The sequence below is a fragment of the Vibrio coralliilyticus genome, from assembly GCF_024449095.1.
Taxonomy (GTDB): domain Bacteria; phylum Pseudomonadota; class Gammaproteobacteria; order Enterobacterales; family Vibrionaceae; genus Vibrio; species Vibrio coralliilyticus_A.
This window is the reverse complement of the sequence record NZ_CP024629.1, coordinates 123,673-148,413: the sequence shown is the minus strand read 5'-3', so window position 1 is coordinate 148,413 and position 24,741 is coordinate 123,673. Positions and strand designations below refer to the sequence as shown.

General features: G+C 41.4%; 28 protein-coding genes. 8 read left to right on the top strand and 20 right to left on the bottom strand.

Features of this window, described 5'->3' with window-relative positions:
• Positions 1-10 precede the first annotated feature (10 nt).
• Positions 11-1,117 carry a hypothetical protein gene (locus tag CTT30_RS23220; RefSeq protein ID WP_252037708.1) on the bottom strand — a complete coding sequence of 369 codons (1,107 nt, stop codon included), beginning with the start codon at positions 1,115-1,117 and terminating at the stop codon, positions 11-13.
• Positions 1,114-1,407 carry a hypothetical protein gene (locus CTT30_RS23215; protein WP_229631139.1) on the bottom strand — a complete coding sequence of 98 codons (294 nt, stop codon included), beginning with the start codon at positions 1,405-1,407 and terminating at the stop codon, positions 1,114-1,116. The genes CTT30_RS23220 and CTT30_RS23215 overlap by 4 nt, the downstream gene beginning before the upstream one ends.
• Positions 1,408-1,467: 60 nt before the next feature.
• Between CTT30_RS23215 and CTT30_RS23210 the strand changes: the two genes are divergently transcribed.
• The 3 genes from CTT30_RS23210 to CTT30_RS23200 are packed head-to-tail and all read left to right on the top strand — an operon-like array spanning position 1,468 to position 4,110.
• Entirely contained in the window at positions 1,468-1,908 is a 441-nt protein-coding gene (locus tag CTT30_RS23210) for a hypothetical protein (RefSeq protein WP_252037707.1), read from the top strand.
• Positions 1,905-2,873 carry a hypothetical protein gene (locus CTT30_RS23205; protein WP_252037705.1) on the top strand — a complete coding sequence of 323 codons (969 nt, stop codon included), beginning with the start codon at positions 1,905-1,907 and terminating at the stop codon, positions 2,871-2,873. Before CTT30_RS23210 ends, CTT30_RS23205 begins: the two co-directional genes overlap by 4 nt.
• Positions 2,863-4,110 (top strand): toprim domain-containing protein, encoded by a 1,248-nt coding sequence (locus tag CTT30_RS23200; RefSeq protein WP_252037703.1) that lies wholly within the window; start codon positions 2,863-2,865, stop codon positions 4,108-4,110. Before CTT30_RS23205 ends, CTT30_RS23200 begins: the two co-directional genes overlap by 11 nt.
• A gap of 51 nt (positions 4,111-4,161) precedes the next feature.
• Here CTT30_RS23200 and CTT30_RS23195 read toward each other — a convergent pair whose 3' ends face one another.
• Together CTT30_RS23195 and CTT30_RS23190 are read right to left on the bottom strand one after the other, a co-directional pair.
• Positions 4,162-5,325, bottom strand: a complete 1,164-nt coding sequence (locus tag CTT30_RS23195; protein ID WP_252037700.1) for a thioredoxin fold domain-containing protein — start codon at positions 5,323-5,325, stop codon at positions 4,162-4,164.
• A gap of 2 nt (positions 5,326-5,327) precedes the next feature.
• Positions 5,328-5,654: a hypothetical protein gene (locus CTT30_RS23190; RefSeq protein ID WP_252037698.1), complete on the bottom strand. Its 327-nt coding sequence runs from the start codon at positions 5,652-5,654 to the stop codon at positions 5,328-5,330.
• Between the two features lie 257 nt (positions 5,655-5,911).
• Here CTT30_RS23190 and CTT30_RS23185 point away from each other — a divergent pair, with 257 nt between their 5' ends.
• The 5 genes from CTT30_RS23185 to CTT30_RS23165 are packed head-to-tail and all read left to right on the top strand — an operon-like array spanning position 5,912 to position 14,062.
• The gene (locus CTT30_RS23185) at positions 5,912-6,469 is read left to right on the top strand and encodes a hypothetical protein (protein WP_229631133.1); all 558 of its coding nucleotides are present in this window, start codon (positions 5,912-5,914) and stop codon (positions 6,467-6,469) included.
• Positions 6,447-7,466, top strand: coding sequence for a hypothetical protein (locus CTT30_RS23180; protein ID WP_252037696.1), 1,020 nt, complete (start codon positions 6,447-6,449; stop codon positions 7,464-7,466). Before CTT30_RS23185 ends, CTT30_RS23180 begins: the two co-directional genes overlap by 23 nt.
• Positions 7,467-7,516: 50 nt before the next feature.
• Positions 7,517-8,278, top strand: coding sequence for a hypothetical protein (locus CTT30_RS23175; protein ID WP_252037694.1), 762 nt, complete (start codon positions 7,517-7,519; stop codon positions 8,276-8,278).
• 3 nt (positions 8,279-8,281) lie between these two features.
• Entirely contained in the window at positions 8,282-9,604 is a 1,323-nt protein-coding gene (locus CTT30_RS23170) for a hypothetical protein (RefSeq protein ID WP_252037693.1), read from the top strand.
• Between the two features lie 12 nt (positions 9,605-9,616).
• The gene (locus CTT30_RS23165; protein ID WP_252037692.1) at positions 9,617-14,062 is read left to right on the top strand and encodes a primase/helicase family protein; all 4,446 of its coding nucleotides are present in this window, start codon (positions 9,617-9,619) and stop codon (positions 14,060-14,062) included.
• A 41-nt stretch (positions 14,063-14,103) separates the two neighbouring features.
• On the opposite strand, the gene CTT30_RS23160 is transcribed toward CTT30_RS23165, so the two are convergent.
• The 16 genes from CTT30_RS23160 to CTT30_RS23085 form a co-directional block, all read right to left on the bottom strand.
• Entirely contained in the window at positions 14,104-16,179 is a 2,076-nt protein-coding gene (locus CTT30_RS23160) for a hypothetical protein (protein WP_252037690.1), read from the bottom strand.
• 445 nt (positions 16,180-16,624) lie between these two features.
• Positions 16,625-17,689, bottom strand: coding sequence for a ParB/RepB/Spo0J family partition protein (locus CTT30_RS23155; RefSeq protein WP_252037689.1), 1,065 nt, complete (start codon positions 17,687-17,689; stop codon positions 16,625-16,627).
• 321 nt (positions 17,690-18,010) lie between these two features.
• Positions 18,011-18,949 carry a DUF932 domain-containing protein gene (locus CTT30_RS23150; RefSeq protein WP_252037687.1) on the bottom strand — a complete coding sequence of 313 codons (939 nt, stop codon included), beginning with the start codon at positions 18,947-18,949 and terminating at the stop codon, positions 18,011-18,013.
• Positions 18,950-19,208: 259 nt separating this feature from the next.
• Positions 19,209-19,598, bottom strand: a complete 390-nt coding sequence (locus CTT30_RS23145) for a hypothetical protein (protein WP_252037686.1) — start codon at positions 19,596-19,598, stop codon at positions 19,209-19,211.
• Complete coding sequence (locus CTT30_RS23140) at positions 19,591-19,977, bottom strand: hypothetical protein (RefSeq protein ID WP_252037684.1); 387 nt, start codon at positions 19,975-19,977, stop codon at positions 19,591-19,593. The genes CTT30_RS23145 and CTT30_RS23140 overlap by 8 nt, the downstream gene beginning before the upstream one ends.
• A 5-nt stretch (positions 19,978-19,982) precedes the next feature.
• Positions 19,983-20,360, bottom strand: coding sequence for a hypothetical protein (locus CTT30_RS23135; protein WP_252037682.1), 378 nt, complete (start codon positions 20,358-20,360; stop codon positions 19,983-19,985).
• Complete coding sequence (locus tag CTT30_RS23130; RefSeq protein WP_252037680.1) at positions 20,357-20,689, bottom strand: hypothetical protein; 333 nt, start codon at positions 20,687-20,689, stop codon at positions 20,357-20,359. Before CTT30_RS23130 ends, CTT30_RS23135 begins: the two co-directional genes overlap by 4 nt.
• Before the next feature lie 38 nt (positions 20,690-20,727).
• On the bottom strand, positions 20,728-21,027 hold the full coding sequence (locus CTT30_RS23125) for a hypothetical protein (protein ID WP_252037678.1): 300 nt from the start codon (positions 21,025-21,027) through the stop codon (positions 20,728-20,730).
• A 26-nt stretch (positions 21,028-21,053) separates the two neighbouring features.
• On the bottom strand, positions 21,054-21,221 hold the full coding sequence (locus tag CTT30_RS23120; protein ID WP_252037677.1) for a hypothetical protein: 168 nt from the start codon (positions 21,219-21,221) through the stop codon (positions 21,054-21,056).
• Positions 21,222-21,459: 238 nt separating this feature from the next.
• Complete coding sequence (locus CTT30_RS23115) at positions 21,460-21,810, bottom strand: hypothetical protein (RefSeq protein WP_252037676.1); 351 nt, start codon at positions 21,808-21,810, stop codon at positions 21,460-21,462.
• A 213-nt stretch (positions 21,811-22,023) separates the two neighbouring features.
• On the bottom strand, positions 22,024-22,527 hold the full coding sequence (locus tag CTT30_RS23110; protein ID WP_252037674.1) for a DUF262 domain-containing protein: 504 nt from the start codon (positions 22,525-22,527) through the stop codon (positions 22,024-22,026).
• A gap of 76 nt (positions 22,528-22,603) precedes the next feature.
• Positions 22,604-22,894, bottom strand: coding sequence for a hypothetical protein (locus CTT30_RS23105; RefSeq protein ID WP_252037673.1), 291 nt, complete (start codon positions 22,892-22,894; stop codon positions 22,604-22,606).
• 41 nt (positions 22,895-22,935) lie between these two features.
• Positions 22,936-23,241, bottom strand: a complete 306-nt coding sequence (locus CTT30_RS23100) for a hypothetical protein (protein WP_252037671.1) — start codon at positions 23,239-23,241, stop codon at positions 22,936-22,938.
• A gap of 18 nt (positions 23,242-23,259) precedes the next feature.
• Complete coding sequence (locus CTT30_RS23095) at positions 23,260-23,541, bottom strand: hypothetical protein (protein WP_252037670.1); 282 nt, start codon at positions 23,539-23,541, stop codon at positions 23,260-23,262.
• Between the two features lie 80 nt (positions 23,542-23,621).
• The gene (locus CTT30_RS23090; protein WP_252037668.1) at positions 23,622-23,822 is read right to left on the bottom strand and encodes a hypothetical protein; all 201 of its coding nucleotides are present in this window, start codon (positions 23,820-23,822) and stop codon (positions 23,622-23,624) included.
• Positions 23,823-24,261: 439 nt separating this feature from the next.
• Positions 24,262-24,435 carry a hypothetical protein gene (locus tag CTT30_RS23085; protein ID WP_252037667.1) on the bottom strand — a complete coding sequence of 58 codons (174 nt, stop codon included), beginning with the start codon at positions 24,433-24,435 and terminating at the stop codon, positions 24,262-24,264.
• Between the last annotated feature and the right edge of the window lie 306 nt (positions 24,436-24,741).

The window sequence follows — 24,741 nt, the reverse complement described above, 5'->3', positions numbered from 1 at the left end:
AGCGGCTTGATTATCTGGCATTTAACTTGAGGTTCAAGGCGTCGAGCCCAGTGCTCGTTAATGTTGATTTCAGAGTCATTGACTCCAACTGAAGAGAGAAAGCTGTCATTTCACCAATCATACGAATTACTTGCTCACTTGAAGTCATTTTTTCAGAAGAAGGGGCATTTAGATTCCAATCGTGCTTCTGCTCCGGCGTTAACGTATCCCAGTTCGACGGTACATTACTTTTATCATTCGTGTTGGTAAGTAGCTTGTAGAACTCTTCACTGTTGTAGTAGTTAACCCTCTCTTCAATTTGATCCATTATCGATGCGCGGCCATTTTCGGTTGGGTCATATAAGCGTTTGACCTCTGCTATAGCAGCATTGGCTACGGAGCGATATACATGACGCTCAGCCCACCTACTAACTGCCAATGCACCATGCTTGTCGTTTGGGGAGGGAAGTTCACCATTTGCAATGCGAGGTATATCATTTGGTTCCTCAACACCTAGTAGCAATGAATAGGCAATATCATGATTTGCCATATTTTCAGGTGTCATAGGGAGATCGCTCAGCCCAAGTACCTGACCACCGTCAAGCATCTGAATCAATGACTGGCCATCTTTTGCATTCACTGCCGACACAATAGATTGAGTTATGTGTTTTCGTTGGTTAGCGACACGACCACAGTTCAGTCCAGACCCTCCATTTTCTGAACAATCAACGATTTGTGATTGATTGTTTTCTAGAACAAACTCGGTCGCAGGATTGTCACATACAGTTTGAAATGAGTTAGCAAAGGCTTTCACGCGAGTTACCGCTTCGCAAGCGGTGGGAGATGTAGCATAACGTTCTTCAGCGGCAGCATTTGCAGTGGAACTAATGGCCGTGGTGGTCGCAGATATAGTTGCACTAGCATTGTACTCGGCTTGCGCAGCTTCCCATATGCTTAGTGCTTTATCCTGGGCCATTCCAGATAACATCACGCCTTTTTCCTCTGCCCAGATAGCAGCATCTTTAATCATCTCCTGTATATGAAGTGCATTGCCACTTGGGTCCGTACATACAACGGCAAGTGCCGGTGAACAAAAACTAACACTTCCTACTAAGAGCGCTAACGTGGTGCGTTTCATATGTCGATTCCGTTATCCAGTTGAATTTGTGCTGCAATCTCATCAAGTTCAGCTTCTTTGAGGGTGCGTACCTTCAATTCTTCGAAGTCATAAACTGGCTGACCAAAGTTATGAACGAGTTCTTGTATCGTCGTATCTATTGAGTAGTTGTGAAACTGACTTAGGGACGAAAAAAAATCGTCAATATTCATAACACTCTCAGGGTTAGCAGAGGCAGAAGAGTTAATCACTAGTTGCTCCATACATCCTGAAATAACCCCTCTCGAACCCAATGAGTCATTAAATTTCATTCGTACCTCATCCGTGCTAATATCGTTATTACGATTATATATTACACAAGACAATAAGTCATGTTGGAGCAAAAAAGTAAAAGCTATATTGATTACGTGGATTTCAAAGACAAGTACATTGGGCAGTACGGTTCGCACGCACTAAACTACTTTCGAACCCTAGAAGGCCGAGAGGACTGGTCTGTAAAAGTAGAGATAGAAGAACTACTGCACACATTTTCCCGCCTACCTGTAGTGTGCAAAAAGCCCTTTAATGAGCATGACGCTGCTTTAATAACCTACCTTATCAGGTTGCTCGCATATTTACCGTTTGTAGATGGGATTACCGCACTCGCTTACCTTGGAGTCGAAAACGATCAGTATGGCCATGCAATTTATGAGATGGCATATGAGGCATCTATGTTTACCCCACCATGCTCTAGTTCAAAAACTATTGTTGAACGCGTTTCCGTTGTACAACGCGTAGCCATAATTCAAACTATACAAGGAAGGAAGCTATGATTCGTCCCGCTAGCTCTGCGCTCCTATTTCTTTCACTAATTAATTCACCCGCTTCAGCCATGGAAGAAAAGTGGTCATTAGAAGTGGACAATATATGTGACAGCGTCACCGTAAGTCTTCCATTGCCAGCTCTTGATATGTCATGCGACCTTGATAGCCGCAGTGGAAACCCGTCAAAGTGGTTTAACCCCTACGAAACATGTGAACTAAGTTTTGACATGATTGGCCTACCCTCTTTGGGAGATATTGCGGCTGGACTAGCTGGTGCAGTATGTCAAGAAATACAAGAGGTTAAGTCTCAAACTGTGGATGAGCTTATCGATCAAATCAACGAACAAATTCCTGATAGCATTACTGACGACATAACTGCTGATCTCAACCTTAACGATCAGCTCAATAATTCTAATGCTGGTAGCAACCAAGATTGGCGTAACAATGACGTTGCGCAGCCCAGTGTTGGTACAGACATCTGCTATACCACTGATACTAAAGGCAGCACAATCACCGTTCCATGTGACATCGCGAGTAATCCCACTAGTCTTAATAACTGCTATGTGAAAACCACCAGCCATAGCAATCCATTTCAACCTTTGGAATGCTCTAGATTTAATAAGGAAAAAGAGCTCTGCATCGTTGGTTGGAGAACAGATAGATCGACTGGCCAAAATGTTCCAATCCTAGATGGTTGCAATTCACAGTTGAGAACATCAAACGCGGAAGCCTGTTCAGTTAATGGCGAAACTAATTACTGTACTCACTTTGGCGCAGCTGAAAATCTTACACAGAATGAACGACTCTGTTCTACATACAGTAATAGCTCTGACTCATCCACGACCGTTGCTTGTTCTACAATAGAAAAGTCATGTTATGGTCACCTCAATGGTTCATTCCAAGCAGCTTCATGCTTGCAGTTTCATGACCAGTACTTTTCAAACAAAGATCCCTATAGCAACTATGATTGGTAAAGAAATCATAATTACTGAAAGTTCTATTACGGCCAACGCCATAATAGCAATCAGTGGCCGCGATGCACTTGCTACTTACGGCCACGTGTTTGATTATGACTACATTAACTCAAAGCTCGTGTTAGTAGCCAAAAACCCGAGCTTGTTAGAGCGCCTACAGCACTTAAACTCACCCGAACAGCGCGTTATTATTGCCACTGACAACGATGCCCAAGGTGAACTAATCGCTCAGCATATCAAAGCGCTAACTCCCACAGCTAAGCATGATCGGGTGCACATTAACGATTTATCGAAGGAAGGAATTGAGTTTGCAATCAATCGACCACTAGAGATTAACAACGCCCTCGCTAACGAAGGGGCATACCTAAGATTATTAAACTTAAAGCTATCAAAAATTGAACCGAGAGGGACATTAACCACCACCAGCATAACACTGGCTGACAGCTTTATTTCAAGAGGTCGATTGAATGAGCTAGACAACTATACCCTAAGAGTTGCTGGTGAGGAGTTCCATGTGCGCTTCCCAGAAAAGCTTGGCGGCAGTATTGAGCACACATTACTACCAGAGCCAGCTATCACAAGAAACATTACGCAGCTGTGTGCCGTTCAAAACATAATCAATACACACAACTCAATGCAATCCCTCTACGAATCTAGAAAGTTGTCTTACATCAGGACAGATTCACGAATTCTTCCGAATGTTAATGCTGTATATCAACATCATACTTCTAACGAAGTGCTCTCTGAAGCGCATTATGCCATACACAACTTGGCGCCATACCACTCTGATATCGAGAGATATGTGTTCAAAATAAACAACTCAGCCAAGTCAACCGACACTTCGGTCATTGAGTTACGAACTAGTATCGGCTCTATGCTTGCTATCAATGAGCGTTTAACCACGGAACCACTAAAACCAACAGCAGAGCTAATGTTGCACCTGTCTCTTGATGAGAACTCATACGCTTCAACGATTGGAAGGGCTTCGCATACATACGAACCCATGTTTTATAAAAATGGCTCATTTAAACCACGAACTGTCAATTCAATATACTACGAAGGCAGCAAGCATGTTCCTGAAATAGTTAACCACGGATTGAAGCATGTAATTAAGCATACCAACCCAATTTCTGAGCTTCACGTGTTAGAACAAGAAGATGTCGTACATAGAACGAATTTTGATCGCTCCCCTAGCATATCTTTTAGCCCCAACTCTGACTTAAGCCACTTCATGTAAAAAAGCCTCGGCTGAAGACCGAGGCTTTTGCGTTAAAGTTCCAAATATTAGCTATTTCGGAAGTCTCTGCAATATCTCATCAACGGTCAAAGCCGACCTATGCGCCGAACCATCGGACATTACGTAAAATGGAGTTCCTATAGTGGTGTACAGGTCAATTTCGTACTTATCTCGCATCAAGTTGTTCGTACAAACTCCGTCTTGAGGTACGTTTGCTGCCTCTTCAAGAGCCTTTACCTGGTACATGCGGTGACCTGACATTAATTTTTCAAATAGTTGCTTGCGATGCTCAGGGCTGTTAGCTCCGCAGTAAACAGCATTATAGTTTTGCCCAATGATCGACAAACCTTCTCCAAACGCTTTTGAACCATCAAATTTCGTGACAACTGGCTTGTAGTGAGCGCGACCGTATGGAGCTACACGTACAGTAATTCCCGCATCATTTAACTGACTGATATTCTCATGATCGCGTTGGCAGTACGCACAGGTGTAATCAGAAAACATTGTAATTACATCTTTTTCGTTTTCAGCACGGTAAACAATATACTTAGCATCATCTTGATATGGCACCTTTACCCCTGCAAAGAACTTCCCACATTGCTTTCTGTCATCCTCAGACATTGTGTAAAAAGCCTGACGAAGCTCGTTAAGACTATTTGGCTTTTTGAGTAGCGCGAGGCATTCTTGTTGCTTTGATATCGATTTCTTTTCAGATTGCGCTTTGTTAATTTGCTGCTGTATATCGCTAGGTGATATTGGAGTCTGTGGAGGCAATTGATCGACGTTCTGTGTTGGCAATCGCATCGCACGCATTGTGTTAGTATTTTCGTGTGTTTTAGTGGGTAACGCGGAAGGTTTACCGCTTCCATTCAGAAATGATTCAACCGATTCCAGTCGGGAGTTATCGATCATTTTTTGCTTATTATAAATAGCTTTAATCTCCTCTTTTATAACATTGCTGATGAGAACATTATCCGACAGTGTTATTACATCTCCAGAAATCAGAACACTCCCTGCACTATCCGTAAAATAAACATTATCTTCATAGGCTACATAGAATAGCTGGGTACCTTCTATTTGCTGCACAAAAACCGTCCGGTTTAATTTACTTTCAAGCGCTTGTGCTAACGATAAGCCAGAGTCATTAGATGCGGCCATCACACTCGATATTGAAGCCAGTAAAATGCCACTAGCCATTGTGAACTTTTTAAGCATATTCAACCTTTATTGTAAGCAATTTTGGTGATAGGGATGGAAGGCGCTCGTGTCACTTCATTGTTCGCGTCCATTTCTCGGATATGTACAAAGGAGCTATTATCTAGAGCGTCAATTAATGTTGGGCAACATGGAATCCGAAAGGAGAGTCGCTCAACAGCTTGATTAACAGATGTTGTTGTGCCGTAACTGGTTTTCTTGCTTGTGGTTTCTTCAACCTGAACATCATAGTTCAGGCATAAATACATTTTGTCAGAATCAACATTGTAAGACTGCCATTCAATTCTTACGAAACCATTCCATAGCATGCTCGGTATGCCGATATGCACATTCATGCCTTCAGTAAAAAAACCAAAATGACAAGCCAAGTATGATGATGCTGTAAGAGATCGGTTCGATAATTCCAGCTCGTTTTGTAGTAAAACGTATAGAGTTACATCCGGCCTATTTAGCAATTTGGCATAGACGGCAGGCTTATACAGCGGCGTTTTTCGTGTACGTGATGTCATTTGAGATATAAAAGCAAAATAACTATAATGAACAAATATACATCAAGTCACGAGAAATTGCGATGCTACAGGAACGAATGATTGCCCAGCTAAAGAAGGTGGCTAATTTAAAGGGATTCAATATCAACGGACTTATCTATAAGAAGCACCCAATAGATTCAGATTATGGCAATCCTGCTCTTGAAATGGATGTTTTGCTGCTCATGAACTGGCTTACCTTTAGTTATGGCCACTATATCGAGTCTGCCGTGTTGCTTCGAAAGGAAAATGCCCTCTATGTATACAACGAAACAGCGTTGACTGAAGACCAGATGACGGCAAACCGCGAGTATTACGAGTCTTATGGATTAACACCAGTCACCGAAAAACAAGAAGAGCTTTTTCTCGCATCAGCAATCATGGCGATGTTCGTGAACGGAGATGCACTTGTGGTTACCCCTGTAGAAATGAGAGACAGGCTTGTAGAAGTAGAACAAGGGGTTATGTGCTTGAGCGTAACCAAAACTCAATATGCAAAGGTATGCGCCCCAAATAGGAACGGCCTCGCCTCCCAACTTGATATTGACAAGAGTTTTGAAATAGCAGCCCATGAGTTGCAAACGGAGGTGCGTGATGAGATCGAACCGCTGTTATAAGAAAATAGTGTTGTTAGCGGCCCTATGTCTCCCACCAAATAGTCTGGCATTTTTTGGTGGAAGTCTTACCTATACAATTGTTGACCCTACTAGGGATATGAACTGGTACTTGAAAGAGGTCAAGGCTTACTTTATTGCAGCCGAACGGCGTTTAGCCGAGTTAGATAGAATGGTTTCCGATAGGTTGCAAACACTAATGGTAGTGCAGCAAGCTCAAGCCAACTCAAGCGCGAAAATAATTGCGACAACAACAGCCATTTCGTCCACTTCTAACCCAATCTCAGAAGAACACTATACCCCCACAACAACAGGCGCTGTTTGCGCCTCGATTAATACCTATAACAACTTACTAAACAACCCAAAAAACGATACGTCACGCATGTCAGCCTGTTATTTTTCGAGAGCGAAAGACAGTCTATCCGCTAAACGTATGTCAGATCGTTTTACGCAAGGAATCTATGCAGATGGCGCGTATTACAAAGAGGTTGTTAGCGAACTGGGGACTCCCAATGATAAGGAAATAATCTCAGCCATTGCCGAAGATATACAGTTTTACTCTAAAACTCTTACAGAGCACACACTACTTAACGAAGAGCAATTGGCTAGAGCTCAGAGAATATCAGATCTTGTATTCAACCAAGGAGTTGTACTTCCCCACCCCAAAAACATTGGACAAGAGGTTTTTCCAGAAAACGTAGCTACAAAATTCAACAAACAGTTTTTTAGCAATACCTACAAGGCTTTTATAGACAGAAACCTTCGCGACAGAGTATCCGTGGACGGTTTGTATGCCAAAGATACTCCGATCATTGAAGTACATCGTGACCAAAGGATGGTGGAAAGAGTCACAGATGCTGCCAATGCAGATCATGCAGCTGACGCTCAGAGATTGTTGGCATTGAACATATCAAAAAAATTATCCCATAACTTTAAGAGGCTCGAATTGGCATTGCGTAAGCAAAGTGAAGCAAGTCTCCGGATCAAACAATTTAAATGAGGTGACGTATGACTAGCAGTGATAACAGCAAACCTGAAGACTTATCAAATATGTCTGAAGAAGAACTCAAAAAAGAGAAAAAAACAGCTGAAGAAGAGTTAAAGCAAGAGCAAGAACAGCAACATGAGCTCATGAAGCAGTACCAGGGGTTGGTTGATAAAAGGCAAAGAGTTGACATGGAAGCAATTCTTGACGTCAAGCAGGCACCTGAACCAGTCCAGAATCAAAATAAGAGTCAACCTAATCAAGAAAAAACCGTTAACTCAAGCGTGGCTGCTGTGGCACTCTCTAGATACTTAAAGAGGAAAAAACCATCGGCTAAACCTAATGTCGCTTCTGTTGAAAGCAATAATCAACAGATTGAGAAGGCACTATCAACCCCTCAGAAAGGAAGTCAACTTGACCAACTTATTGAAAGCACTAAAAGCCATATAACCACCTTAAAGTCCAACACCGCTTCTGATAGCGATATCATGCAGGCTATGACGGCAATAGGGAAAAATGTAAAGCACATCGACCAAGCCATTGAGGCGCAGTTTAAAGGACTAGCCTTTAAGGACAAAAAGGAATTTGATAAAGGTCACAAGGCACTAGAACGTCAGCTAAAGAAAGTCGCAGGGCTCGGAAAGTCAATAGCTAGCGACGCCGTAAACTTGGAAATTCGTAATGCTATGATGCCGGATGGCAAAAAGCTGAATTTTCATGCTGTTGGTGAGCAGTTGCAAGGTGTTGCCGATAGTTTCAGATCTGGTCTTAAACAGCTTATAGACAAGCTTTCGCCGTCAAGTATTGGCATGAAAGTGGGAGCTTAGTATATGAGTGAAGCAGCAATATCATTAGTCGACCGCCTCCCAAATACCGACTTATATTCCGTACTAAGAACGCAACAGAAACACTCTATTTCCATGCGTTTTTTTGATGAGTTAAAGGGAAAGAGCTTAGAGGAAATCCTCGCACACCAACACATAGAGCTAGGTGATTCCCCTACGTTAGATAAACTTCTCATTTCTAATCATATACCACCAGGAAAGCAACTCCTTGCCTATTCAATATCAAGTGGTTACCCGTATTTATATGATCTTAGCGACATAAACGTATGCCGTCAGGTTGCATCCAACCCGGTACTAAAAGATACGTTAAACAAGATACATGCGTCCATTGCGATAGTTGAAAACGAGCCTTGCATTATTGCTGGTTCTCCTTCTGCGCTTCAATATCTGAATGAAAATGACACCAACCAATACTGCCCTATCAACAACTACTTTAAGGTTCACAATAGAAAAAAGCATTTGTTCTCTGGACAGCCTGAACACATAGAAAAGTTAAAGTTACAGATCAATCAGGTGAAACTCGAAGCTACGTACAATTTGACTGGAAGTGCAGAATTGCAACGAGCGTTTGAAAGTGCGATTGATTCATCATGCTATCAGTTTCAAATAGTAGTCACAAAAGACACAGGAAAACTCGTCAGAGTTAATGCAGCACACCCAGAAATTACTACAAAATTGACGGAAGTGTTGAGTAGTAGTAATTCGCTCTACATCTTAGGCATGATGGCGGCAACAGCAGACCATGCCCAGCAAAGTGGTGATGCATATGTATATGTGAAGTCGGAATTTGAAGGGACTAAGAAGTTTGCCTATTCGTGCTCAACTATCAACACAACTATCGCCTCTCTACACGAATTTACCCTGCGCCCAGTGTTGGGTGATACATATCAGAAAGACGTATCTTCGGCTAACGACAATATCTCTGCGCATCTTCGTTTGATTGGCGATGCCTGCAACAGAAATAAACCGATAGTTCTCCAATTAGCCAAAAACAATAATATGGCTAGGGCAATGTATGCGGCTATAACGCACATGATACATCAAGACGATATACCTCTTGCCTTAATAAACTCATGCCAGTTTGCGTATTCAGGAGACAAACTAATCGCGACTAAAATGTCTTCACTTGATTGCTTAAGTGGCTGTCTTCCCAGCACCCCCACCTTCTTTGGTGAGATAACAAGCAAAACTGATGTTGCGGTCATAGAGCAATGCATATCGAATATGGTGCAGATCATCGCCTTCACCAAAATACCATTAGAACAGCTACCTCACTCACTTCGACCCTACGTAACGACCCCCCAATAACAAGGAGTCCACATGTCTTCCTTAAGCATGAAACAATTTTTAGAAAACGTCCTAGCAGATAAATCAAACCGTATATTTGGGAGCATGGACGGCCAGTCTAGCGTTCGAATTCCTCAATTAATCCGTAGTAAAAATAACAATACTATCCTATTGTACAGCACAGATTTTAATGCTTTGCTGAATACAGGAAAGTTGAGCGTCAACCCTGTTCGTGCACAATTGCAAAACCTAAGCCGTGCTGCCATTACCTACTCCACATTCCAGAATCTAGGTTCAAAGCACGAGTTATCACAACGGTTAAATACATCTATTAACAATTTTTTTAATGGGAAAGGTGAGCACAAACGATTCAGTACTGCGCTGGAAAATGAGGTAAATAGTGTTTGGAAGGTTGTGTTCCAAGACAAAGACAGAGCGAAAGCGATCACCTCTGAAGCAAAAGAACTGCTAGATCGCGCAATTATTGAAATGAAGGCTGATGGAGAGCTAGAAGCTGGAAACATCACTGCCAACAAAGCATCTGAGTCGGCTAGCCTGTTTCTCGATTCATTCAGTGATAACTTAATTCATAGCAAAAACACACCTCTTACTAAAGCCAACGATATATCAGAGCTGTTCAGTAATAGTGCAGAACGAGTTCAAGAGTTTCTATCAAAAAGGTTTGGTAGTAGTAATACAAACCACTATTTACGCATGCTGCTACAAGAACAAGCTGGCGTAATTCAACCATACTGCGATGACATAAACGTAGACTTGTCACAGTTGGCCAGCGACATTCCATTTAGGGAGGAAAATGAACCACCATCTGACGCAAACAATATACCAAGCGCAAGGTACCGAAAAGCTCGAATCGATAGCAAGAAACCAGTAAGAGGGAAAGTTGCCGCCTATCTGCACCGAGACAACGAATTTGGACAATACGGCGTTTACCACCTAACTGTCGCTGTCACCAAGCATGACGGAAGTGACCACTATACAAACAGTGTCATTCTCTACTCACATATGGAAGACCCAAGCGATGGTCACTCTAAAAACGAACTGGTCGAATACCTCAAAGGCAAGGAAGAAGCTCGAACCTACTTTACACCAGAGCGCTACAGCCAATTTGTTGAAAATGAAAAGGCCAACGAAGAACGAAGAGCTAAGTTCGCCGAACAAGTACGTGCAGAGAATGCTGAAAAACGAGCGCAGGCGTTAGAAACATACAATACACTCTCTCCGGTTACTTCAGCTGAACAATTGATTCCAGGTTATTTCGGCAAGAAAGGGTTAGCTGAGCTCGCGGTAAAGCACATAAAGGGGTTACGAGTATCGGGTGACGGTGATGTGTGGCTACCACTAGGTAATGTTATAGAGCAAAATCTCTCTGTAGAGAACATCGAGGCATTTCAGAATTTACTAAGAGAAAAGCCGTCGTGGAGTGAAACAAACAAGCTTTTCGAAGGGCTGGGCGATGGATACAAAGAGAAATGCTCGGTAACGCTGGGGAACCCCCAAACAGCTTCAGTAATTGGGATTAGTGAAGGTGTTGCAAATGGACTTATTCAGTATGAGATGGCTCAAAGAAGAGGCATTGACCTTGCTATGGTCTGTAGCTTAGACGTAGGTAACATTACATCCTCAATAAAGAAAATTGTTGAAGAGCATCCCACCAAACCGATAGTTAATTTTGCGGATAACGATCTGTTCAATAGCAATCAAGAGAAGCGTTTTTTAAGGCACGAATTGGAAGCTCAAGGTAAGGAAGTAACCGGTAAGACTTTAAACATTGGCATCGATAAAGCTATCGAAATTCACCAAGCAATCAACCTTCCTTATGTGACGTACAACTTTTCCACCGATATCGAGGGCGTAAATCTAGAAGGTTATCAGCAAAACAATAAAGGTTCCGATATCGATGATCTGCTAAATGGTTATGCATCTCATCTTATGGAGCAGAAGATAGAGAACCCCAAACAAGTAGCTTGGGAAACCCTTGAAGCGTTAGTTGCAGAAAAAATCACAACTACACTTAAACATTCCGTAAGTCGGCATTGGACCATTGAGAACCAGCACAAATATGGCTGGTGCCCGTCTCTAGACAATTTGGAGCAGCAGAAGTTACCAAACTACTACCATATGCGCAGTCCTATTGCGGCAGCCCACGAGGTTTTCCAAGAAAAGTTTGGGTTGCACTATGAGGTCTATCAATCAATGGTACACACTGACAGTTGGTCCGTTCCAGGGGAGGTACAAATTGCTGAAGGCGAATCTCAAGAAGTAAAAGACTATTCAGCGGCTATAGATGCTTCAATGGAAAATGCTGAAAAGGGACTGGTCGAAGTTAATGCCAATCCAATTGAAACTGAACCAATGACCGAGCTTGATGAAGGTATTGAGCATTTACTATCACCTGTTATTGAAGAAGATAAGTTACTGATAGAGAAAAAAATTGCGGTCGTTACCAGGAAAATAGACAATCTCACAAAGAACGCAGAAAAATACCCTGCTGCAAACTTCGAAGAGCGCCTGGCCAAAAACAATGCGGAGCTATCCAAACTTACCGACGAACGGAATCGGTTGTTTGGTGTCAGTGCAGGGCATGTTGATGAAGTAAGGTCTGTTAGCGATTATTACGATAGAGCTATTACCGCACCTAGCGATCCATTAAGTGGCTCATTCCAAAAAGAAATCCCAAATGAAGATCTAGTATTCGAAAGTATTGAAGACGCCGAAATAAGCAGCCCTTCAGACGAGCCAACCAAATCAATATTGAACAGTGTTTTTAACCAAACATATGATGACGAGGACAATATTAAAACATCCGCAATTGAGCAAGATGGTATTTCTGCGGATGGAAGTTGGACAGATGACATCATTATCGATGCAGAGCAATTTAACAATGAACACGAGGTTGACCCAGCTTATCAAGAGTATTTAGAAGAAGAGATGTCTGATTTCCATCAAAGCGAGGGACAACCAAGCGCTGAAGAAATAGAGCCCCATACGGCTGTTAACGAAGTGGGAAGTTTAGTCGACCCAAGTAGTTCGAAATGGTTTAAGTGGAAGCCATTAGATAACGTAAATGACTACGTGGATTCTCTAGAGAAATTCCCCCCCTTAGTTAATAAGAACGAAGAGGTTTCGAAATACAGCACCCAGCCACCTCTAGTGTCTGCGTCTAATACATTTGAAGGCTCTACCTATAAACTTGTAAACCATGGCTTATGGGACGCTTGGAAACCCGCTCGTGAGATAACCTTGAATACACTACTGGTCAACGGGCAAATTTCCCCTATCCGTGTCACTGCGACCAATCCAAAGCAAGATGAGTTTAGAGCCATTAGAGAGCAACTCCTTCGCGGAGTAAGTGACCTTCAATCAGCCGCATCTAATCCAATTAGTGTCGAGCAATTAATGGATAAAAAGCCCTCCAGTGACGACCTGGCTACGAAAGATAGGGTTGAGCATAATCTTTCAAAGATTAGTCCCGATCAACTTGTGTCCTTGTTTGAGCGCGTGTTGAACCAAATGAATGAGTCGCACCAGAAGACGCTTTCTACCGTTACGGATATAACCAAACAAGTGTTAGAGCAGCAAGCTTTAATGCAACTGCATATTACGGAACTGACAGAGCAAGTTTCAAGGCTCACTGAGAAAGTGGCAGTTAATTTCAACAGCCAACCATCAACGGAAACTGAGGTTAAGAACGAAGTAGAACCACAGCAGAACAAAGAAAGCTTGATCAATGAAATCATGGAAATTCGAAAAGAAACGCGTGACCAGGCAGAAATTAACGAGCGCATCCGGAATAAAATTACAGAGGCCACGAGTAAACCTGTAGCGCCGTCTCAATTGAAAAATGTAGTAGGCAAGAACGGCATGGAAACGCCAAACATACAGACAGGTGAACCAGTTTCTAAAAATAACTATGAGCATCTTGTAGAACAGATGAAGCAGCACCAAAATGCATTACGCACTACTCAGTTCTCTGAAATAGGCAACGACATTAAGGCACTCCTGCATCAGGCTATCAGTGAGAAAACTAATGTAACCTTGGACTCTATAACGGAAAGCCCGACTAAACAGGTCAATGCGATCAATTCAGTACTTAAAGACATATTGGGTAATAATGGAACGCGCCCGAGAGGACTACATATATCAGCTGCGATTAGCTCTGTGATGAGAAACGGCGTTAGCGAATCAATTCCTAATAGTGCAGTTAGCGCATATGTATTTGCTGAATTTACCGGCAACTACGAAGACCCTATAGGCAGAATTGCAAAGGAATTGATTTCTGGTGAAAAAACAACTGACACCTACTTTGAAGAGTGTAAGGCGATTCTAGGAAATCAATTTGAATTCAGAATGGGCGAAGAATATAAGGAGCACACTGAGCGATCCATGCAAGAGTATCATCAAACGCAGAACCATCAGTCTCCTCCAATACCCGATTACGAAAATCAACCTACTATCTAGAAAAAAGCCTCCGACTTGGAGGCTTTTTTTTCATCTCAGAGTTACCTTTTAACGATAGAGAAAGGGTGATGCTCTACACACTCTTTGAATAAACGCCGTAAGTTGTGGTAGCCAGATACTAGCCTTTTATCATTTGATAATGAAAAATCACCAATCAATGAAGCGCAGTAAGAATCCACAAATCTAATCATTTCATCATGCGTCACGATGACACCTACCTTAAAGGTACTCAAGTAATCGTATATAGCGATATGAGCTCGATATTGACCTGGTTTAATGGCTAACCTAGCTCTCTCTTCTAATAGCCTCGAAACTTCGCTAGAGTGCGTTTCGTACTCTGTGTAAGGACTACTTGCGTAAACTAGCTTCAACTCCAACTCTAGAACGTCTAATACATCATGCCATTTTTCTATTCGATCATTTAAGTGTTCTACTGATACAGAGTTCTGTTTTTCACCCTGAGACTGAAGATAGTTAATATAAGCAACGTTTGACGCGATTTGAAACTTAGCCCTCTTCAACTCAGATTTCAACCAATTCTCACAACTTCTAAAGTGGGTTGTGGTCAAAAGCTCACGCCTATCTGAAATGTACTCGTCATGATCTCTTAATGATTCATCGACTAGAAGGTCGGATAGATTATTAACCTTACTCCACTTTTTCTTGAACGCTGAAAATAGAATTTTAAAACGAGACTTAAGTTCTCCATCATCTTCCGTATGAACCACATTTTCGTTATATAACTCATCAGTTATGTGGTCATAGTCAGGCCGGATATACGACCCACTATAATTTTGCTTCTTCTCGGAATTAGTCTCAGATACAGAGTAACCTTGTTCCGTTTTTTCAAAAAAACCATCTGGATTATTCAAGGCTTCATTAAGTTTGCTTTTCATAACGAAAGCATACTTTTCAAGTAAAACCTGCGTTCTCTCTTCAATACTAAGCTGGCTGTTAAAACCACCCTCGGAACTTATGTATTCCAGAAGCACAGAAGGCGCGATACTATACTCACGCTCTATATCAACAAACACTTTGTCAGAGAGAGTGAAAAAGCCATCACTCTCTTGAACAAAATCGAAGGAAGAAACCAGTTGCTTGGTTCTCTCCGAAGACAATGAATCAAACGATAGATACTCCAAAATCACAGAACTAGAAATTACACGATTAGTTTCCTTCGTTTTTCTAATTGATTTAAATCGTAAGATTCGAATTAAAAACTCTGGTACATCATCGTAGCTACACTGACCCACTACCGAGAGATATTTGTACATAAACTCGTAAGCTGAACTTTCTGAAATAGATTCATGAATACCGTAATTCACATGACGACCAACGCCGTATTTTTCAATACAGATTGAGCTCACGTAATCATGAAGACTGCTTTTATCGAGTTTTAAATCCTTAATGAGTTCGCCATTAAGATGCAATACCAAATCGAAAACAAGCTGAAAGTCTACAATACCAATGAGGCGACCAAGTGTTTCACAATAACGCACAATGGAATCAGAAAGATTTTTAAAATCCTTAACTCTATCGTTCACGCATACAGACTTAATAGATGGTCGGCTATTACGCTCATAACGCTCACCATTAGCGTCTTTATCTCTGTTAGATTTAGAAATCAGCAATGAGGACACAACACCAGGCTCAATAAAACAGTCGAATAAAAATTCCACCGCCCTTTGCGAAATAGGATGAAGAACCACCCCTTCCTTAATGAGAACCTGATTGATTTCATTTAGCGTCATTGGTAGTCGAGATTGAATGTCTTTCAAGACATCAATATCCGAAAATGGTGCACTAAGATTATTTTTAATGAAAGGAGAGAACTGCGTGACTATTCTAGAAATCGATGCTGATGTTATATGAAAAGTTTCACTTTGCTCCACATCACAAGGTAAAAACTCTTTTGGTATTGATTCGAGAACACTTTGATAACTATGTTGCTCGGAGGAGAAAAAACCCAAATAAGAAAGCGTTAAATAAATATCAAAACGTAGCTTGTCATTAATATCATATTTAACTCGCTTATAATCACTTTCGTTTACAAAGTCAGTATCAATAGCAGATGCTACCAAAAATCCTACTGCGTTTTTATTGTAAATATTAAGCATAAATAAATATTTCAGCCACTAGATAACTACTACGAATTATAGCACATGTAAGTCATAAATTAAATCTCACTACAAATGCTATATAAGGCAAACACATTTATCTGAATAAGAAACTAATAAAAATAAAATAAGGTACGATTATTAATATATTTTCCTTGGATTATTTAATAAAAGAAAATGGGCAAAAAAACTCGTACATTTAAAAATATATATTATTAAATATTTATTAAATAATTTATAAATATCTATTAGATAGTATTTATAAATGGTAATTTATCATAAAAATGACTAACATGCAAACTAAAAGTTATAAGTATGGGTGAAACGGCCAATAGTGTTATAAGGAAAACGTCTTATTAGAAAAAAAGTCACCTGAGAACAGAATTGAAAGCAAAAAAAAGTAGCACCTAATTTGGTGCTACTTTTGTAATAAAACAATTAAGCACTAGCTGGAGAGTGCATTTACGGCATCTGTAATTGACTTGTTATGAGACTTAATATCACTAAACTTTGAAGCTAGCTCTTTAATCTGTTTTAGGATAAGAGGATTTAGCTCTATCGACGTTTGATTTTCATCATCAATACGAGAGCCTAACGCCATTATCAATTCGACACTACTATCAACCTGAGACTTAGATGGAGTGCGTAATTTAGTCGATTGCTTTGCAGCTCGTTTTGTTGTCTCACCTTTCTCAGACGAATTAACAGCAGCGTCATTCCGCGTAGAAATATTAGAATCCTGTGATTCTGAATCTGGGATTGATAGTTGATGTTCGTGCAGAGCGTTATTTTCAACTGTAACGGATTCCGATGCTGGAACATTTGTATTGTTATGCGCAGGAATAGAAACCTCTTGAGCTTCAATTAAGATATAACCCATACCTTTATCAGCTCCATGTTCGCGCATAATACGACCAACGCGAGATGAAGAAATTTTACCTTCATCGATCAACTTAAGCGCCTTCTCTGGCGCAAGAAGTAAGTGCAATGCATTGCTGATGTATGAAAGGGGTTTGCCTGTTTCGCGGGAAATGTCAGAACGTGACATCCCCTCATCAAGCATGCGTTGAAATGTACGCGCCGCTTGAATTGGCTTCAGCTTCAAATTCTGTGAAGAGTTAAATGCTCTTACCAGTTTTTGTTTTTCTGTTCCCTTAAATAAGCTCATTCGATGGAGGCCATCATGTTTCCCTTCATCCACCAGCTCTTTAATCGCAAGGTAGGTATGATGACCATCAATTGTAGAAAGCATAGGAACACCATCAACAAAAATAGGCTCAACTTCAATTGGGTCAACAGGACCACCACCAGCAATTACACGCTTAATTTCAGCTACATTGTCAGGACAAATATCGCGGATATTCCATTCAGGTGTGTAGTGAATACTGGCAATGTTACCTATAAATTCACCAGTGGCCTTTTTCAATTGTTGGCCAGCCTTTAGCTGTAATTCCTTAGGGAAAGCAGAGATTGAAGTTGCTTTAGTGATAACTGGATTGGTGTTAGCCATGTGGCCTCCTTAACTATATAGAATGTTATTGTTAACTGACCTTATTAATATAGCACACCTGTATATTTGCACAAAGGTTTTTCTGCAAAACCTGCCCCACCAGCCCAAACTAGAATGCCCCCTAGAAGCGCTTTTTTGAAAATCACGTCTTATTAGAAATAAAGGATTGGAAAGCGAGACACACAAACGTCAATGGAATGTTTGAGAGTATTAGATTGCGCGATTGTTTTTGAAGTAGATTTAAGATACGGGAGGGACGTTTTAGTAAGAAACAAAAAAGGCCAGCACTATTGCTGACCTTTTCACTTGGGTATCGCTAAGTTAAACCTGCCACACTTTCTTATTGTTTATTAGGCTTGAGACATGATTTTCACGTCCCAGAATGACGTCAGCGCGATTGTGTATGTTGCGTTCCTGAACTTTGTAATGTGTGGCATGTGCTGTCAATGCATTATACATTGCCCAGTAATTACGGCCTAAATCCTTAACGTGGTTTTCATATAGATCGCACATCATGGAAAACTTTTTAATGTTCATGCGTCCGTTTTCAAGCGTGTACTGCGCGAGTATATTGTCAGATACCTTTTGTGTTAGTGGTGTGGAAATCATCTTTTTCCAGTATTCACCAAGCTGCTCAAAAGACTTAACACTAGTGGTAAGTCTGTTTTGAATGTTGCCCAGCTGAATATTCCCAGAATGTCTTTGATTAAGGTTTAAAAACTTAGAACCTGACACCATTCCATTCAAGCACACGATTCGAAAGCCACCCACTTGAAGTGAAAAGTTAGCACTCCCGTCATAGCTATTAATGACAACAATGCGCATTAGTACATCAGAACCATCGACATTAACACTGTGATTTGGAAAGACGTATTGACGAATTGTTTTTCCGCCCTTAGCGACACAGCTATCTGTAATATGCATACCATCAACATCAAGAATCCCTTTCCTACCGAGTTCGTTGATAGCCTCATTAACCATGTCATAAGCGATACTGTTTTTTAATAACGCGTACTTACTTCCATGAACTTTAATAATACGAGATTCAGCAATATCAAAGACACACTGCTCACCATTATCAATAATGCCGTCTTTAAGAAAAGAACAAAGGGGGCGAAGTTCTACATCAAAAAATATGTTGGAGTTGGTACGATTATCAACGCATAGATTGCGCCAGTTACTCTCATTGGCGAAGTTATTAAAATTCATATGTGCTGTTTCTGGTGTTAATACAGGGGTAATAACATTAAGTGCGCCCATGGCGACCTCCTTTAATATAACATTTGTTAACTGACACAAATATTATAGCGCAAAATACATTAGTATTCTCGAATTTATTCGCGTTGTTTACTTCACCAAAAACCTGCCCCCACCAGCATATTTTAGAGAATCAGTGTCTTCTTAGAACATCTTTTGAAGGGGATACGAATGAGATTGGATGCACGGATTGAGTTTGCGTTAATGCAATTAAGTACGCCGCTATCAAGCGGCGTAATGTTATTGAACTGTCATATCATCCCTATGTGGGTGAATTAAAATAAGGTTGCTTGGCTGCATAGAACGCCTCTCTGGTAATAGTACCACCCCCACACAATGACGCCGCTCGTACACCACTAAAAGAGAAATGTTTACGTAGGTTATCATCCGTAACTTTTTGAATAGCGAAGGTTGGCAATATGCTTGCTGACATTCCTCCTTTGACTGTTCCACCAGCTCTGCGCCCCTGACCACTAAGACAGCAAACAGAAATAATCGCATAAAAGTGCTCGTCGTTTCTCTGATGTAAGGGCGGTAAATGTCTATTCTCATCTTTGCGCAGTTGTCCTTCCCAGTATTTACACCGTTCTGAACAATAATGTTTTCGCCCTTCTGTGGTGTTATTACACTTGCGGTGTTTACAGTTACCCATGATTGACACTCTCCATTGAATCGCCACGGCAATAGCGGGATGACAGCGGCAAGTAAACTTTGGCTAACCACCAGTGTGTAAATCGGCTTAATAATCCCAAGCTCTCAGTATTAGGTTGTTGAGGCTCAGCAATGCAGCTATTAGGTATCGACAGGCTCTCACCCGTAAGAAATGGAATAGAGGTGCACGTCACATCCGCTAGTGGTAATGGTGCTGTATCGAGAATAAGCGCATCCGGATCCAGTCTGTGAATAGGTATTGTTCTATCAAAAAGGTAGTAATGACTTCCATCTGAATAGACGATTATGGCATCGTTCGTAGGAATATCCACCAGCACAGCACGGTAATATCCTTGTTCTAATGTTGCACGTGATTTCATACCGGTTATTCCTCGCTGGTGGTTGGTTTAGTTGCTGACCTATTACGGGCAAATATAGAAAGGGGGCGCTGCGTTAAGTAGCAGTAGACTGCAAGTGCGGTAGTGATAAATACGACATACACACCACATATCGCTAGCTGTAAATTAGTGCTATTAATACTTAGCTTTGTGAGCTCCAGTGAAACCAATAGACAGGCATTAAATCCAACTGATACATATAGGTCATTAGTCCTGATCGACAACCAAGCGGGTAAACAGTAAAACAATACGACAGCCAATGCAGACAGTAAGCCAAACTGTGTACCAAACGACCACGCCAAATAAACCGCAGACATTAGCGCTACAGCCAATATTAAGAGGTTAGTACGAAGGAATGAGATCATAACGTCACCTCATTTGCTGCATAAGTGGGATTGATTAAGCTAGGGGTGCGACCTTTATACAGGCGAACGAACACTTTGATGCAATGGCCATGGTCAGCCTGGTATTGTTCCGCATACTCTGGCAAACCCGCTATTACAAACGCCGCCCCACTTCGGCAGAATTGCAGATCTGCCAATCGTGGGAAATGATGTTTTAGCTCTACATAAGCATGTTTGTACGCTGGAGATTCAAACCCCGTTTTAGGCTTATTGGTTGCATAAGTGTGGCTAGCAGCAACAAAGGCAATAAAGCCAAGTAGTGCTGTAAAAAATATGATTAGTTTTTTCATGATTCCATCCAATGACGTAAGTAGTAGCAAGTAAATTGCTATAGGTCTGTGCCGCCTACCTGCTGACTACCTAAATAAACATCCCACTGGGTATCTGCACCGTAAGCTCTCGCATAAGCAACGCAGTAGGCGTGCATTAACGTATGTGTCCATCCTGTGAGTGGAGCTTCATACGTCTCACCCCCAATTAACAGTGGTTCGTGTTCATTGCCTTGCAACAAGTCGTGTTCCCTGCCGTCCTTAGCCTCACCTAAGTAGAATGGGCTAATACTGGCTTGTGGTTTTGTCGCTACACAGCGGCGGCTACAAATGTCATCGATACAATTCTTGCAAGGCATAATGAATCCCTCGGGCGAGTTAGCGGTTAATGAAGTGGGGTATTTAGCTCTTCGAGCTTATCTAGCCAGATGGCCTCTTCATTGCTGTTTGGTTCGAACGGGCAAACGCTGTTTGCGTTAAAGTCCAAGACTGCCATTTCCTGAATGTTTTCGATTGACTGGATGGTCATGTGAGTGAGTTGCTTGATTTCCATAGTGCTCTCCGTGTTTGTTTTGTTAACTGACCATATAAATATAGCACAAAACGAATGATGAGCAAATAAATGTAAGCTAATTTGGGGTATTAATATTGATGTGTGGGTCGGTAAAATCAGGCATTAGATTCGTTAATACCTGCCTCAGTGTCATACTGTGATGTTGTTGATAAATAGTTTTGTAATAAAACCTACCAGATACGCCTAAAGCTGGTGGCGTACCAAACAAGTGGCCTTATTAACCTTCTTCAAGTGCTCGATACGAACTAGGTAGAACGTCATCCATACCGCTTAGATGAAGCGTGACTCCGCGTGTCACCTTATACACCGGAACTTCAAATGCTTTCTTAGCATCTTCAAAAGACACAAATGAAAGGTGACAATTATGGATAGTAAGGTTTTTGCAAGTTCTCCCTTCCCCTTGCTCAACTGAAATAGATGCCACTCTTCCACCATTTAACGAAATACTCTCGTTTACGTTATTCTTCCCCGCGCGGCAAAACCAACCGAGATTTAACTGAGGTTTAGGCGCTTCATTTGGTTTAAAAGCGTTAGTGTCGACTTCAATAGATGCAGTAATCATTGTCATAGCTCGTTCCCTCGTCTTTCCGTTGTTTGCTGTGAATAGTCTTAGTGCTGCGCTCGATAGCTCAAGCGCAGCGGCTAAAACTACTCCTCTTCGTTACTTGGACAGTCTTCGTCTGGACATGCCGAATACTCGGGCAAATCGTCAAACTCGCGGCCGCACTCTTTACAAACACCGTTAGCATCTATCATGGCTTTCTCCTTCTTTCCGTCCTAGTTATGCCCGTTGTTCTGGCTTGTGTTGTGTACCACCAAAATTGAGTCGGTTGTATGTTTCTTTTAAAGCATCCTCGTTGAATGTGTGAGTGATACGTTTAGGGAAGCTAGTCTTTTTAAAACGTGCTTGTTCTCGCTTATTCAGCTCCGAATAGCGTTTTCCAAATACTGAGAATTCATCATTTAGAGCGTATGCACAAATGGCTTCAATACGTTGCTGACCATCAATTACGATGTCTGAGTTTTCCACCAGCACATTACCTTCCATATCCCACTCATTTACGATGTATGAACCGATATCAAAGCCCAACCAAATGGATTCAATAAGTTTGATTTTTTGTTCTCTGCTCCAACAAAGATCACGCTGCCATTTAGGTACAGGGAAGCGTCCTACAAATCGAACAGCCCACGGGTAGTCCTTCTGGTCATATCCTGCGGTTCGTAAAACTTCTTCAATATCTGACTGCATTAGTCGCGTATGGATTATTGGCTGCGGCATATTCATAGATAGTCTTTCCGTGATGTTTGTGGTAGTAGGTTTATCGGATGCCCCACCAGCAAAGAGAGAGCATCGAATAAGACTACTGGATTAATCTAAATGGGTATTCATTGAACTTTTTGAGAGCACAAGCTAGCTCTTCAGGGACTTCCAAAGAAGAAGCTTCATAAATCATGTCGTCATCCCACCAATCATCACCTTGTTCATATAGCTCCCTAGTTAGCGGTTCATTGTGTGTCTCACCGCACAATGCATCATATTCAGCGTCAGCTTCACTAGCGGCCTCTCTGAACGATTCAACCGATTTTTCATATCCTCCGAAGCGAATAGTTACTGTGACTAAGAAAATTTTCTTCGTTGATGATGCGCTCATAACTGGCTCCTGTCTTTCCGTTATAGATTGCGTTTATATACTTATCCGCGAACTAGCGCATAGCCTGAAGCAGTCACTTCACCATCTTTGACTTCATAGCTGATTTCGCAATACAAAATGATGTGAGCTATCGTAGGTTTTTGATTTATGTATTCCATTGCTTGTTCGTAAGTTTCGGACTGTCCCATTTTGACTTTTCTTTCAGCAATTTCATGCGCCAAATCTGGGCTGAAATAGGACACTTGCAAATGCGGCTCTATCTCTACATCACCGAATTTGCATGAAGCATTCGCAACTGAGGTGAGTAGACAAAGCGTGAGTGCTGTTATGATTGATGTAAATTTCATAGTGTCTTTCCGTCCTGATTAAGAAAAAATAAATCCGCTTAGATTTCTCGCCACCAGCGCCATCACTCCACAAAGGACTGCAATTACAATTAGGTGGTATGTGAACTTAATATTTAACCCACATGCGTGGAGAAGTATTCCTGTCGCCGCAGCTACAGAGTAACCCCAAAGGTCTAACGGGTTGGTGTTCGTCATTAATGCCAATTGCTCTCTAAAAACGGCTGATAAAACAACCAAGCTTAGTACCAACAGCACTTGGACTGAATGTGGTCGCTTAATCTCAATACCTAGTACTTTCATGATGTCTTTCCGTTACGTTGGTGGTTTTGCTAGAAAACTTACCAGATGCGCCTCACTCGGCTGGTGGCGCATCGAGTAAATCAGCTAAAACCATTGGCATTTCTAAAACGAGCCACACCTTTGTCAGTCCAGCTCACTAAGTATTTTGCTCGAACGTTAACTAAACCCTCTTTATGTGCCTGTTCAATGAGAGACTTTTGCTCATCATTTGGCGATGTTACATAAGAAGAAAACGCCGCCATTGCTGGCTGAATCTGTTTTACTTGGTTATCTGAAAGCATTCTCATGCACTCCTGTGTTTCCGTTTGTTCTTGATTAAGTTGATAGTGTAATTATAATAATTACATCCTTTATGTCAATATTATAATTACATCAAATAAAAAAGATATTAAATAACAACGAAATAGCAGATACACATCTGGCTCTTTATGGATTAGAAAATGACAATCAACTCGCAATTCATTTGGGTGTTGAACGGCAGCAAATTAGACAGTTCAGAAATGCGTCACAAGTCCGACTTCCTCAGACGATAATGACAGAACTGCTTTCAAGAGTTGGTTTCAAGCCAGTAATTGATGAATAGTGCTGATAAGGTTCACAGCCAATGCAGAGAGTTTATTTCTCGGATGCGTGCTTGTTGAATGCAGACGTAGAAAATTGTAGTGCTTGCGTCACTATGTCCGAGCACTCTTGCCATTTGTTCTAAACTGACCCCAGATATCACTGAATTGGTAACAAGACTGTTTTCACATCGAGAAGTGCTATTTCGGTAACGCGCAGTGCTGCATGACTTAAAGCGATTGAACAGGCTTTGGCTTGTCCATGTTGGATTGCTTTACAGGAACGTAGAACGCGATTAATTTGGTTAGGTTGAAGTGAACTGGCTTTGCTCATTGTCAGTAATCTCCGTGTTATTGGGGAAATACAGACAATGGCAATTAACGCCCTGCCTACTTAGTGTAGTCCATGCAGGGGCAGACTTTCACGGAAAGCTGAATTCGGATTGTGTCAGTTAGTGCAATACACACTTTAATCCCGAATCGACCTAATTTGATAAAGTTTTTTTGCAAAACCACCAGCGTATATTTAAGCCCTAATTAGCATGTTTTAGAAAATCATGTCCTGAACATTTTCATCCTGGTGGGATTCATAAATGAATAGTGCTGTACCTGGTTTGATATCACTAATGGCGTGTTTGGA

What these genes read in the sequence shown, in the direction of transcription:
- CTT30_RS23170 (WP_252037693.1), top strand. Translation starts at nt 8,282, where the DNA reads ATGAGTGAAGCAGCAATATCATTAGTCGACCGCCTCCCAAATACCGAC.
- CTT30_RS23085 (WP_252037667.1), bottom strand. Translation starts at nt 24,435, where the DNA reads ATGAGCAAAGCCAGTTCACTTCAACCTAACCAAATTAATCGCGTTCTA.
- CTT30_RS23115 (WP_252037676.1), bottom strand. Translation starts at nt 21,810, where the DNA reads ATGACAATGATTACTGCATCTATTGAAGTCGACACTAACGCTTTTAAA.
- CTT30_RS23150 (WP_252037687.1), bottom strand. Translation starts at nt 18,949, where the DNA reads ATGGGCGCACTTAATGTTATTACCCCTGTATTAACACCAGAAACAGCA.
- CTT30_RS23105 (WP_252037673.1), bottom strand. Translation starts at nt 22,894, where the DNA reads ATGAGCGCATCATCAACGAAGAAAATTTTCTTAGTCACAGTAACTATT.
- CTT30_RS23100 (WP_252037671.1), bottom strand. Translation starts at nt 23,241, where the DNA reads ATGAAATTTACATCAATCATAACAGCACTCACGCTTTGTCTACTCACC.
- CTT30_RS23220 (WP_252037708.1), bottom strand. Translation starts at nt 1,117, where the DNA reads ATGAAACGCACCACGTTAGCGCTCTTAGTAGGAAGTGTTAGTTTTTGT.
- CTT30_RS23175 (WP_252037694.1), top strand. Translation starts at nt 7,517, where the DNA reads ATGTCTGAAGAAGAACTCAAAAAAGAGAAAAAAACAGCTGAAGAAGAG.
- CTT30_RS23205 (WP_252037705.1), top strand. Translation starts at nt 1,905, where the DNA reads ATGATTCGTCCCGCTAGCTCTGCGCTCCTATTTCTTTCACTAATTAAT.
- CTT30_RS23140 (WP_252037684.1), bottom strand. Translation starts at nt 19,977, where the DNA reads ATGAAATCACGTGCAACATTAGAACAAGGATATTACCGTGCTGTGCTG.
- CTT30_RS23160 (WP_252037690.1), bottom strand. Translation starts at nt 16,179, where the DNA reads ATGCTTAATATTTACAATAAAAACGCAGTAGGATTTTTGGTAGCATCT.
- CTT30_RS23180 (WP_252037696.1), top strand. Translation starts at nt 6,447, where the DNA reads ATGAGATCGAACCGCTGTTATAAGAAAATAGTGTTGTTAGCGGCCCTA.
- CTT30_RS23095 (WP_252037670.1), bottom strand. Translation starts at nt 23,541, where the DNA reads ATGAAAGTACTAGGTATTGAGATTAAGCGACCACATTCAGTCCAAGTG.
- CTT30_RS23165 (WP_252037692.1), top strand. Translation starts at nt 9,617, where the DNA reads ATGTCTTCCTTAAGCATGAAACAATTTTTAGAAAACGTCCTAGCAGAT.
- CTT30_RS23155 (WP_252037689.1), bottom strand. Translation starts at nt 17,689, where the DNA reads ATGGCTAACACCAATCCAGTTATCACTAAAGCAACTTCAATCTCTGCT.
- CTT30_RS23200 (WP_252037703.1), top strand. Translation starts at nt 2,863, where the DNA reads ATGATTGGTAAAGAAATCATAATTACTGAAAGTTCTATTACGGCCAAC.
- CTT30_RS23120 (WP_252037677.1), bottom strand. Translation starts at nt 21,221, where the DNA reads ATGGAAATCAAGCAACTCACTCACATGACCATCCAGTCAATCGAAAAC.
- CTT30_RS23210 (WP_252037707.1), top strand. Translation starts at nt 1,468, where the DNA reads ATGTTGGAGCAAAAAAGTAAAAGCTATATTGATTACGTGGATTTCAAA.
- CTT30_RS23125 (WP_252037678.1), bottom strand. Translation starts at nt 21,027, where the DNA reads ATGCCTTGCAAGAATTGTATCGATGACATTTGTAGCCGCCGCTGTGTA.
- CTT30_RS23110 (WP_252037674.1), bottom strand. Translation starts at nt 22,527, where the DNA reads ATGAATATGCCGCAGCCAATAATCCATACGCGACTAATGCAGTCAGAT.
- CTT30_RS23145 (WP_252037686.1), bottom strand. Translation starts at nt 19,598, where the DNA reads ATGGGTAACTGTAAACACCGCAAGTGTAATAACACCACAGAAGGGCGA.
- CTT30_RS23215 (WP_229631139.1), bottom strand. Translation starts at nt 1,407, where the DNA reads ATGAAATTTAATGACTCATTGGGTTCGAGAGGGGTTATTTCAGGATGT.
- CTT30_RS23090 (WP_252037668.1), bottom strand. Translation starts at nt 23,822, where the DNA reads ATGCTTTCAGATAACCAAGTAAAACAGATTCAGCCAGCAATGGCGGCG.
- CTT30_RS23185 (WP_229631133.1), top strand. Translation starts at nt 5,912, where the DNA reads ATGATTGCCCAGCTAAAGAAGGTGGCTAATTTAAAGGGATTCAATATC.
- CTT30_RS23135 (WP_252037682.1), bottom strand. Translation starts at nt 20,360, where the DNA reads ATGATCTCATTCCTTCGTACTAACCTCTTAATATTGGCTGTAGCGCTA.
- CTT30_RS23195 (WP_252037700.1), bottom strand. Translation starts at nt 5,325, where the DNA reads ATGCTTAAAAAGTTCACAATGGCTAGTGGCATTTTACTGGCTTCAATA.
- CTT30_RS23130 (WP_252037680.1), bottom strand. Translation starts at nt 20,689, where the DNA reads ATGAAAAAACTAATCATATTTTTTACAGCACTACTTGGCTTTATTGCC.